The 10,515-nt window shown below is 60.1% G+C and carries 8 protein-coding genes; 3 read left to right on the top strand and 5 right to left on the bottom strand.

Annotation, left to right across the window (positions count from 1 at the left end; all coding sequences use genetic code 11):
• Positions 1-2,419, bottom strand: a 2,419-nt coding sequence (locus Q0288_RS00040; RefSeq protein ID WP_299425272.1) for an AMP-binding protein, incomplete at its 3' end; no start/stop codon positions are given.
• Between the two features lie 296 nt (positions 2,420-2,715).
• Here Q0288_RS00040 and acs point away from each other — a divergent pair.
• Positions 2,716-4,662, top strand: a complete 1,947-nt coding sequence (gene acs / locus Q0288_RS00035; RefSeq protein WP_299425269.1) for an acetate--CoA ligase — start codon at positions 2,716-2,718, stop codon at positions 4,660-4,662.
• Between the two features lie 133 nt (positions 4,663-4,795).
• Here the strand turns inward: acs and Q0288_RS00030 are convergent, their stop codons facing one another.
• The 4 genes from Q0288_RS00030 to murA all read right to left on the bottom strand — a co-directional run bounded on the left by Q0288_RS00030 (position 4,796) and on the right by murA (position 8,848).
• Positions 4,796-5,797, bottom strand: a complete 1,002-nt coding sequence (locus Q0288_RS00030; protein WP_299425277.1) for an ATP-binding cassette domain-containing protein — start codon at positions 5,795-5,797, stop codon at positions 4,796-4,798.
• 126 nt (positions 5,798-5,923) lie between these two features.
• Entirely contained in the window at positions 5,924-6,142 is a 219-nt protein-coding gene (locus tag Q0288_RS00025) for a DUF433 domain-containing protein (RefSeq protein ID WP_299425274.1), read from the bottom strand.
• 162 nt (positions 6,143-6,304) lie between these two features.
• Positions 6,305-7,403, bottom strand: a protein-coding gene (gene prfB, locus Q0288_RS00020; protein WP_299425267.1) for a peptide chain release factor 2 whose coding sequence is annotated in 2 segments (ribosomal slippage) — positions 6,305-7,351 and positions 7,353-7,403 — 1,098 coding nt in all. Because the reading frame shifts where the segments join, the coding sequence is not laid out codon by codon here.
• A 161-nt stretch (positions 7,404-7,564) separates the two neighbouring features.
• The gene (murA, locus tag Q0288_RS00015; RefSeq protein WP_299425264.1) at positions 7,565-8,848 is read right to left on the bottom strand and encodes a UDP-N-acetylglucosamine 1-carboxyvinyltransferase; all 1,284 of its coding nucleotides are present in this window, start codon (positions 8,846-8,848) and stop codon (positions 7,565-7,567) included.
• A gap of 183 nt (positions 8,849-9,031) precedes the next feature.
• Between murA and Q0288_RS00010 the strand changes: the two genes are divergently transcribed.
• Positions 9,032-9,256 carry a transcriptional regulator gene (locus Q0288_RS00010; protein ID WP_299425262.1) on the top strand — a complete coding sequence of 75 codons (225 nt, stop codon included), beginning with the start codon at positions 9,032-9,034 and terminating at the stop codon, positions 9,254-9,256.
• Between the two features lie 56 nt (positions 9,257-9,312).
• Complete coding sequence (locus tag Q0288_RS00005) at positions 9,313-10,239, top strand: aminoglycoside phosphotransferase family protein (protein WP_299425259.1); 927 nt, start codon at positions 9,313-9,315, stop codon at positions 10,237-10,239.
• Positions 10,240-10,515: the final 276 nt, after the last annotated feature.

Genomic DNA, 10,515 nt, shown 5'->3' with positions numbered 1-10,515 from the left:
ACACCTTGATCACCTCACCCAGCTCGGCACTGGTGACCCCGACCGCAGCAGCCTCCGCTACCGCGGGATGCGAGAGCATGGCTCCTTCGATCTCCGCCGTACCGATCCGTAGCTCACCGGCCTTAATGACGTCATCCGAGCGGCCCAACAGCGCAATATAGCCCTCACTGTCACGCACCGCGATGTCGCCAGTGGCATAGCAGCCCGGAATGCGGCTCCACTGCTCGGCATAGCGGTCATCGTTGTTCCAGAAAGTGCGCATAAAGTGGGGAAAAGGTTTGCCGATCACCAGATGCCCCTTCTGACCAGGGGCTAGTTCGCGGCCCAGCGAGTCCACAACCCGCATCTCTACCCCCGGTAAGGGGAAACCGGCCTTGCCAGGTTTAGCCGGTAGGCAGATGGGAGTGGATAGACAGGGCCCCCCGGTCTCGGTCTGCCACCAGTTGTCCACTACATAGGCCAGATGATCGGCAGCCCAGTGCCAGACCTCCGGGGCCAGATATTCGCCCACACTGGCGACCAGGCGCAGATCGGAGAGATGGGATTTTCGTGCCCATTCATCACCATGTTTGCGAAGCGTTCGCAGCCAGGTCGGGCTGATGATCAGCACGCTGACCCCGCAATCTTCCAGGGTCTCGTAGAACCCACTGGCATCGGGGTAGTCCAGCCGCTCGGCCCGCAATACCGTGGTCAGTCCTTCCAGCAAAGGGGCATATAAGCCGTAGCTGTGTCCCACAATCCAGGAGAGGTCGGCAGTGGTCCAGGAAATTTCGCCATCCTTGAGATCATACAGGGTGCGCAGGTGGTAGGTGATGCCCACCATATAGCCCCCATGCACGTGCACCACGCCTTTGGGCTTGCCGGTGGAGCCGGAGGTGTAGAGGATGAAAAGGGGATGTTCGCTGTCTACTGGCAGAGCGGGTGTGGTGGGCTGGTGCGCTTCGATCAAGTCCCAGAACTCCAGCGGCTTAAGGCTACCACCGCGACTAAACCAAAGTACCAGCAAATCCAGGCCCTGGATGGCTTCTTCAATCAGGTTGGTAAAGGCGATGGTGCGTCCTCCCTGGTACATCCGGTCGGAGGCCACCAGCAGCCTGGCTCCGGTGTCTTCCAGGCGTTCGCGCAGCGCCTGGCTTCCGATTCCTGCCGGTATTGCAACATGCACTGCACCAATCCGGGCACATGCCAGAAAAGTCAGGACCATTTCCATTCCAGTCGGCATGTAGACTGCCACCCGGTCCCCTGCCTGAATGCCCAGTGAAAGCAGCCCACCGGCCAGGCGTGAGGTCAGATCCCGCAGCTCGCGGTAGGTTAGCTTGTGTACCGCTCCATCGCCCGCCAGCGCGATCAGGGCCAGCTGGTTACGCCTGGGGCCATCGGCGTGGCGATCCAGGGCGTTGTAGGTGATGTTGGTAGTGGCTCCGCAGAACCAGCGATGGTGGGGCAGCTCGAGCTCCAGTACCTGCTTCCAGGGGGTAAACCAGTGAAACCGCTCGGCCCACTCTGCCCAGAAAGCCTCGGGGTGCTCGAGGCTGCGCTGGAGTTCGGCAGGGTAATCCTGAAGGCTGGCATTCTGCAGGAGCCTCGATGGCGGCCAGACGGCCCGGTCTTCACTCGAGGAACCCAGGTAAGCCGGTTCGCTGGTCGGAAGCGTCTGGGCTTCGTCGGCCGGGGCCGGCTCGACCGGGGCGTGGCTGGAAGCGGCTCTGGCCACCTCCTGCACCGCCTGTACCAGCCGGGTGAATGCGTATGGAAACCGCCTCGAGGGCACCACCACGCCAAAAGCTCCCACAACCTGTCCCTCTGTACCAAAAATGGGAGCGGCCAGCCCTGAGATGCCATCTGCATGTTCTTCTATCTCCACCGCAAAGCCCATCTGGCGCACCTTGCCGAGTTCTTCCTCGAGGGTCAGCGGGTCGGTGATGGTGAGACGGGTAAAAGCCTTCAGGTTCTGGAAATGGGATGACTGGGCTTCTGCATCTAGAAAAGCCAGAACGGCCTTGCCAATCGCCAGGGCATGGAATCCATCGGTGATCTGCGCATCCAGACCCGCGAGTTTGGGCAAGCCCTGTCGCCCACGGGTGGCCAGGCGTAACTTACCTTCACGGCTCAGCAGTGCCAGGTAGGTACGCTCACGGGTGCGCAGGTAGAGCTCTTCCAGCGCATCCGACAGTTTCTCGGGCTCGGCCAGATGGGCTGGGGCTGGGGCCAGTGCGGTTTTGGAGAGCCGGTAGGTGCTGCCTTCCCGCTCGGCAAAACCTTCCGAGACCAGGCTGGCCAGCAGGGCATAGGCGGTAGACAGGCTCTTGCCCAGAAAAGTTGCCAGGCGAGCTGCCTCCACCCCTTCGGGGTGCTCGGCCAGGTAGGCCAGGACGCGTAAAGCGGCCTGAACGGTGGTAAGCTTGCGACTCTGGGCCATAGGGGGTCTGTGGGTCGGGGGCTTAAACTAAAAACCTCAGGTAGCAGTCGCTATCGGGGAGCCTTCGGGGTTTCATCGGCGCTTGCCCAAATTCTGGCTCCGATTAAGTTTGGGGTTATTGTTGCTTTGCTACCCGCCAGTGTCAAGTAACGATCAAATTCCTACCATCTCCGAACCCTGCCCTTTCTTGACTGTCCAGCCCGTTCTGCCTATGCTCACCTGAAAAAGGGGTACTTTGCCTGAAGCGTCAACTTCTGTGGGTTTCTCACAGATATCTTGAACCAGAAAGGAACACGATGGAAAAAATCGAAGCTGTTTTGAAAGAAGATCGGGTGTTTCAACCGTCTGAAGGGTTCAAGCAGATAGCCAGGCTGAACGATCCGAAAGATTATGAAGCGCTCTACCGGGAAAGCCTCGACAACCCCGATCAATTCTGGAGCCGTATCGCTTCCGAGCTGCACTGGTTCAAACCCTGGGATAGGGTATTGGAGTGGAATCCCCCCAACGCCCAATGGTTTGTTGGGGGGCAGACCAACCTTTCGTACAACTGTCTTGATCGTCACCTGGCAACCAGGGGAAATAAAGCAGCAATTATCTTTGAAGGCGAGCCGGGCGACTCGCGCATCCTGACCTACCAGCAACTGCACCTCGAGGTCAGCAAGTTTGCCAATGTGCTCAAAAGTCTGGGAGTCAGGAAGGGCGACCGCGTCACCATCTACCTCCCCATGATTGCCGAGGCCGCCATCGCCATGCTGGCCTGTGCGCGCATTGGGGCGGTGCACTCGGTGGTATTTGGTGGTTTCTCGGCCTCTGCACTGGCTGACCGTATCAACGATGCCCAGGCCAAGGTGCTCATCACTGCGGATGGAGGCTGGCGGCGCGGGGGCGTGGTGCCCCTTAAGGCCAACAGCGATGAGGCCCTGGCGGATACCAGAACCATCCAGCAGGTGGTGGTGGTTCGCCGCTGCGGCAACGAAATTCACATGGAGCCAGGCCGCGACCACTGGTTCCACGAGCTGATGGTAAACGCCTCGCCCGAGTGCGCGCCCGAGCCCATGGACTCCGAAGACCCCCTCTTCATCCTCTACACCTCCGGCTCCACCGGCAAGCCCAAGGGGGTTCTGCACACCACCGGGGGCTACTCGGTCTACACCTACCTGACCGCACAGCACGTCTTCGACCTCAAAGAGTCCGATACCTATTTTTGCACCGCCGACGTGGGCTGGATTACCGGCCACAGCTATGTGGTGTACGGCTTGCTGCAAAACGGGGCCACCAGCCTGATGTACGAGGGGGCCCCCAACGCTCCCGACGAGGGCCGGATCTGGAGCATCATTCAGAAATATAGCGTGAGCATCCTCTACACCGCACCCACTGCGATCCGCGCTTTCATGAAGTGGGGCGAGCAGTGGCCCCTCAAGTACAACCTCTCGAGCCTGCGCCTGCTGGGTTCGGTCGGAGAGCCCATCAACCCCGAAGCCTGGTTGTGGTACTACCGGGTAATTGGTAAGGAGCGCTGCCCTATCGTAGACACCTGGTGGCAGACCGAGACCGGCGGCATCATGATCACCACCCTGCCCGGTGTGCACGACATGAAGCCCGGTCACGCAGGCAAGCCCTTCTTTGGGGTACAAGCCGAGGTGGTGGATACCTCGGGCCAGCCAGTCGCTAGCCCCGACGAAGGCGGCCACCTGATTATTCGAAAACCCTGGCCTGCGATGCTGCGCACGGTCTGGGGCGACCCCGAGCGCTTCGAGCGGCAGTATTTTTCCCAGTATCCCGGCAACTTCTTCACCGGCGATGGGGCGCGGCGCGATGCCGACGGCTACCACTTGATTCTGGGCCGGGTGGATGATGTGCTCAACGTCTCGGGCCACCGGCTGGGCACTATGGAAGTCGAAAGCGCCCTGGTCTCGCACCCGGCAGTGGCCGAGGCCGCAGTGGTAGGCCGCCCCGACCCCATCAAAGGCGAGGGAATTGTGGCCTTTGTGACCCTCAAAACCGGCCAGACTGCCAGCGCCGAACTGGCCAGGGAACTCAAGGCCCACGTGGTTAAGGCCATCGGGGCCATCGCCCGCCCCGACGAGATTCGCCTGACCGATGCGCTCCCCAAGACCCGCTCGGGCAAGATCATGCGCCGCTTGCTGCGCCAGGTGGCCTCGGGCGAGGAGATCAAGGGCGACACCAGTACCCTCGAGGACCGGGGTGTGGTGGAGCGGCTCAAGGCCACGCCCGCACAATAAAGCCTGGTGGTACAGGAACGTTTCGGTTTCCTGCCAGGTTGCCGTGATTGGAAGCGATCTGAGGGACTCTGCTTGGGTGCAATCCCCACATCCAGGCCGCCCCCGGGCATCTGTCACTTTAACTATGGGGCTCCTACAACCTTAGACGCCAGTCCAGTTTGTACATCACAAAACCCAGCAGGCCCCCAGCCCACGCTAGCAGCACCAGCAGCGAAGCCAGGTCGGGGGCCTTCCCCGCCAGGCTCGCATGAATAGATAGGGCCGCGTGGGTAGTCGGTAGGCCCCAGACCACATACTGCACAGCCGGTGGAAGGCTTTGGATGGGGAAAAATACTGGGGTGGCATACGAGAGAACGTAAACCAGCAAACTGGTAACAATGGCCGCCTCGCCCGGGCCACGGCTCAGAATCCCAACCACCAGGCCGATCCCGGCAACCGAGAGCGCGCCCAATACCAGAACGGGTATCAGAATGGGCGAGACCGTGACTTTGAAGCCAAAGACCAGCACGGCCAGGGCCAGCAGCAACCAAGCGCTGACCATACTGACCAGCAGGCTGGCACCCAGGGTTGCCAGAATAAAGGTGAGCTTGCCAATCGGCAGGGTGGCATACAGCTCGTACTCGCCCCTGGCCCGTTGCGCTGCGAAGGACTGGCCGAACAAAAAGATGGAGTTCAGCACCACACTGGCGGTGATAGCCCCGCTCAGCAGGCGGGCCTGGCCGCCGGACATGTGCCAGATCAGCTTCTTCTCCAGGTCGCCAATGCCCAGGAGCTCCACCACCTCCTCCCGCGCCAGCCGCAGGGCGCGGCCCCAGTAGCCCTGGGCCACCAGGGCAAACTCGATCAGGTCGCGGCCCGTAAGGCCGGGAAAATAAGGCACGGTCTGCGGCACATAGCCCACCGGCACCGGGTGTTTGCCGGTATTGTCCAACGGAGTATCGTTGACAGCTATGATGCCCCTGGTGGGCCGGAGTAAACCGACCAGTAGCCGGGACAAGGTGGTTTTGCCCGAACCATTCGGCCCAAGGAGGCCGTAGCTGCGGCCTCCTTGGAGTTTGAGGTTGATTCCCCTCAAAGCAAACTCTTTATCTTTGCTTCGGTAATACTGCTTCCAGACGTCCTCAATCAATACCATTTCCACACCTTCAGGGTAATCGAAAAACTCAATCGCCGGTTACTGCTGTGGCAGTGCGGCTCGAGCGAATCGCCCAAACAAAAAACACACCATCATGCCGAGCAGAGAGGGCCGTTAGCAGAACTTTCACACCGCGACCTCGTGCCCCTCGGCCAGAAAGGCCGCATACTCGAGCGCGGCGTCAATGTCCTCCGGCTCAAGCTCCGGGTAGTCACGCAGGATCTCCGCCGGGCTCTGAAAACGGAGCTGATGGAGGATTGCTCCTACGGTGATGCGTGTTTCCCGGATGCGCGGTCTTCCCCCCATGATTCGGGGGTCGAAGGTGATGCGTGCCGACAGCCCCATAACCCCATAGTAGGGGTCGAGGGTCGAAAGTCGAAGGCTAAAAACAAGAAGCTGGCGATCTTCGCGGAAGCTATAGCCTCTCAAGGCCCAGACCGACCTGCGACACTCTCGAACGGCGCGTATCAGTCAGAACTGAGCTACCGAACCACCTAGCAATCAAGATCAATCTTCATCGCCCACGGCCACCGTCTGCCGCCGCCCGGCCTTCCATTCCAGCCCGGCCCAGATCAGGCTTTCCAGGTCGCCGTCCAGCACGTTTTCGGGGTCGTGGCGCATCTCGCCGGTGCGGTGGTCTTTGATGTACTGCTTGTCCAGCACGTAGCTGCGAATCTGACTGCCCCACTCGATGGGGCGGGCTTCGCCGCGCAGACGGGCCAGCTCTTCCTGCTTCTTTTTGTACTCGATCTCGAAGAGCCTCGAGCGCAGGACGTTCATGGCCATCTCTTTGTTTTTCTGCTGGCTGCGGGTGACCTGGCACTTGACGATGATGCCGGTGGGCAGGTGCACCACCCGCACCGCCGAGTCGGTGGTGTTGACCCCCTGGCCGCCCTTGCCCTGGGAGCGCATTACGTCAATGCGCAGGTCTTCGGGGGCAATCTGGATGTCCACCGACTCGTCTACCTCGGGCATCACTTCCAACGCCGCAAAGCTGGTCTGGCGTTTGCCCTGGGCATTGAACGGGGAGGGCCGCACCAGGCGGTGGACCCCGGCTTCGGGAGAGACCAGGCCAAAGGCGTTCTCACCCCGAACGATAAGCTGGGCGTAGTCAATCCCGGCTTCGGCCCCCGGTTCCAGGTCAATTAATTCCACGCTAAAACCGTGCCGTTCGGCAAAGCGGGTGTACATGCGGTAGAGCATGTTGGCCCAGTCGCAGGCCTCGGTGCCTCCCGCGCCGGGTTTGATGGTCACGATGGCGGCGTTTTCGGCGTAGGGGAAGGAGAGCAGGGTCTGGTGGTACAAACCCTCGAGTTCCTGCCCGGCCCGCTCGAGCTCGGGCTGCATCTGCTCGCGCTCGAGGGCGTTCATCTCCGGCCAGAGCTCCAGAAGCCCTTGCAGATCGGACTCCAGACGCCGGTAGCTGTCCACTACCTTGCGCAGCCGGGCCGATTCTTGCGAAACCTTGCGGGCGTGGGCGGGATCGCTCCAGAGGCTGGGGTCGCTTATTTGCTGCTCGAGTTCTTTCAGTCGGGATTCTTTACCAGCGATGTCAAAGATACCCCCGGAGGGCCTCGAGTCGGTGTTGAAGGGTGGCTAGATCCATAGCACCTGAGTGTAGGGTTTCTGTGCGCAGACGTCAAACCGATCGCCGTAAAGACGTATCAATCAGCTCCTCCACACGGAGGTTTGGGGTTCTGTCTGGAATCGCCTGAAGTCCAGGTGCAGACTGGGCGAGTGGGTCTTTCAGAGCCAAAGAATCTCGAATCAGTCGGCAGCCAGGGCCAGTTCGGGCATCTGCACACCTACATTTGCACCCAGGCTGCGCAGGCGGCTCTCGATCTGGTCGTAGCCACGCTCGATGTGCTTCATTCCGGATAAATGGCTCTCGCCTTCGGCTGCCAGGGCCGCAATAATCAGGCCCCCGCCTGCACGGATGTCGCGGGCCTCCACCGCTGCGCCGCTTAGCTGGCGACCCTGAATCACCAGAGTGCGATCCTTCAGCGTCACCTCGGCCCCCATGCGGGCCAGCTCACTGGCATGGGTGAAGCGGTCGGGGTAGATGCGATCGGAGACCAGTGAGGTACCATGCACCGTGGTCAGATAGGCTGCGGCAGGGGGTTGCAGATCGGTGATGAAGCCAGGATACTCGCGGGCCTCGAGGTTGAAGGGCTGGGGAGTAGGGGTGGACTTGAGGCGCACCCAGTCCCTGCCGGTGGTGATGGTGTGGCCTGACTGGATCAGCTTGTCCAGCACCGCATCCATATGGAAGGGCTCCACATTGGTCAAGGTAATCGAGCCCCGGGTGGCGGCGGCGGCAAACAGATAGGTTCCGGCCTCAATGCGGTCGGGGATCACGCTGTAGCGCCCTCCCCGCAGGCTGTGCCGGCCCTTGATGTGCAGGATGCTGCTGCCGATACCCTTGATCTCGGCCCCCATCATGGTCAGGAAATTGCACAGATCCACAATTTCGGGTTCCTGAGGGGTGTTAACCAGTACGGCCTCACCACCCAGGGCTGCGGCCATCAGGGCTTGTTCGGTGCCTCCCAGGGTAGGAAGGTCGTAGACCACCCGGCCTGAAGCGGGTTTGTGGCGGCGGGCGGTATAGGCCACACCGAGGTCGGTAATCTCGGTGGTGACTTCAAAGCCCAGGCCCCGCAGGGCCTTGATGTGCTGGTCTACAGGACGTTCGGCAAAAGTGCAGCCACCGGGCAGGGGCACCGTTCCCTCGCCGGCTCGAGCTGCCAGTGCGCCCAGCACATTGAAGCTGGCCCGCATCCTGCTAACGAGTTCAAAGGGGGCGTGGGTGGAGAGAACCTCTGGGGTGTGGAGATGAAGGGTGCGCCCCTCCCAGGCATGGCGGGTGCCGATGTGGCCTAATAGTTCCAGCAAAACATCAATATCGCGCAGGTGGGGTACTTCGCTGAGGGTAACGGGTTCAGCGGTGAGGATGCTGGCGGTCATGAGCTTGAGCGCTGAATTTTTGGCGGGAAAAATACGAAGTTCCCCGCTCAGGGGGCTTCCACCGCGAATAGTGAGGGTTCGATCCATACGGGAAGTCATCTCCTGATTCCTGCCGGGTATCGGTGTGCATTTTACACACGATACTCACTATGAGCATAGTAAGTTACAATCGTATTGTCAAGCACAGATGTAGCGTGCTAAAGTTTAGTCAGAAACGCATACGAGTATTCCTCTGCTACCACACTCGTACTGCTGCAAAGTATACCGGTTATGCCTAAAAAGGAAAAAAAGCGTTTGCAGGTAGTTATCAGCGACGATCAGGATGCGCTCTTGACCAGGCTGGCTTATGAGCTTTCCAGCCCTGAGCAACTGGTTTCCAAGTCTGAGGTGGTTCGCCTGGCCATCGAAAAGCTCGCCGATGGGATGGAGGAAGGCCAGCAAAAGACCCAGCTTAAGGAGCTTTTGAAGAGACTCGAGGCCGAGGAAGGGCAGTAGGCAGTCTGGCGCCGGCTCCTGGAAGGTATAACAAAACTCCGGTGGGGTATAGCAGGTTGAGCCAAGCAGAGAACCACAAGCCAGGTGCTGGACATGATGCCCAGGTCAAGATGCACCAGGGCGAGATTGATATAGACGCCGCACGGGTCAAAAGGTTGCTGGCTGAACAGTTCCCAGACCTGGATGCTGGGTCGCTAGCCCTGGTTCGGTCAACCGGCAGTGTCAATGCCGTCTATCGTCTGGAGCGTGACCTCTACGTGCGATTGCCACGCCTGGAAAAATGGGCCGCAAGCCTTGAACATGAATGGAACTGGTTGCCAAAACTCAGTCCACATATTTCGCTCAAAATTCCACAGCCACTCGCACGGGGCAAGCCAACGAGCTGGTATCCATTTCCCTGGGCCATCTATCGTTGGATTGAGGGGTCTACTTATCAGGACGGTCTTATTGACGATGAGCGTCAGGCTGCACGGGATCTGGCCCAGTTCATTTTGGAGCTACGAAGTATTGCCATACTGGGGGCCCCGCGAGGCGGTCGGCCCCCCTTGATCGAACTGGACGCAGCGACACGCTCTGCGATTGAGACTTCTGGTGCAGAAGTGGACGCTGAAGCAGTCCTGGCGGTGTGGACGCACTCCCTCGAGTCAACGCCCTGGGATGGAAAGCCGGAGTGGATTCACACCGATTTACTAAAGCCCAATTTGCTGGTGGAGGGTGGTCGTCTGTGTGCTGTGATTGACTTTGGCGGGGCTGGCATCGGCGACCCAGCCGCGGATGTGGTTCCCGCCTGGAGCGTTTTCGGCCAACTCGGACGGGAAACATTCCGCCAGGTATTAGATGTGGACGATGATACCTGGATCAGGGCCCGTGGCTATGCGTTGCACCAGGCCCTATTGATAATTCCGTACTACCTCAAGACGAATCCCGAATTTGTGGCCATGGCAAAACGCACCGTTGAAGAAATACGGCTTGAGCTGAGGTAGTTTGACCCTTGGCCCGAGACCGCATCCAGCCATGCGCCGCCTCTGGGGGAATTTTCGGCTACAGACCGCCCCAGGATGCACCCATCGTCATTTTTGCCACCAGGAATAGCGGCAAAAAACAAGCCCTGTACAGGTTTTTATCTTTCGGGGATGGCTGGATTCTTTGTGTGAACGCTCTAAAGACCCGTTTTTCCCGGACGCAAAGTACCGCCTTTTAGCCGGCCCCAGCCCAGGCCAAAGCCGCCCACCTCGGTCTGCAAGGTCGCCAGCACCCAG

This window comes from uncultured Meiothermus sp., assembly GCF_937863175.1.
Classification (GTDB): Bacteria; Deinococcota; Deinococci; order Deinococcales; family Thermaceae; genus Meiothermus.
Note: the sequence above shows the minus strand (reverse complement) of the source record. Positions and strands in the feature narration are given on the sequence as shown.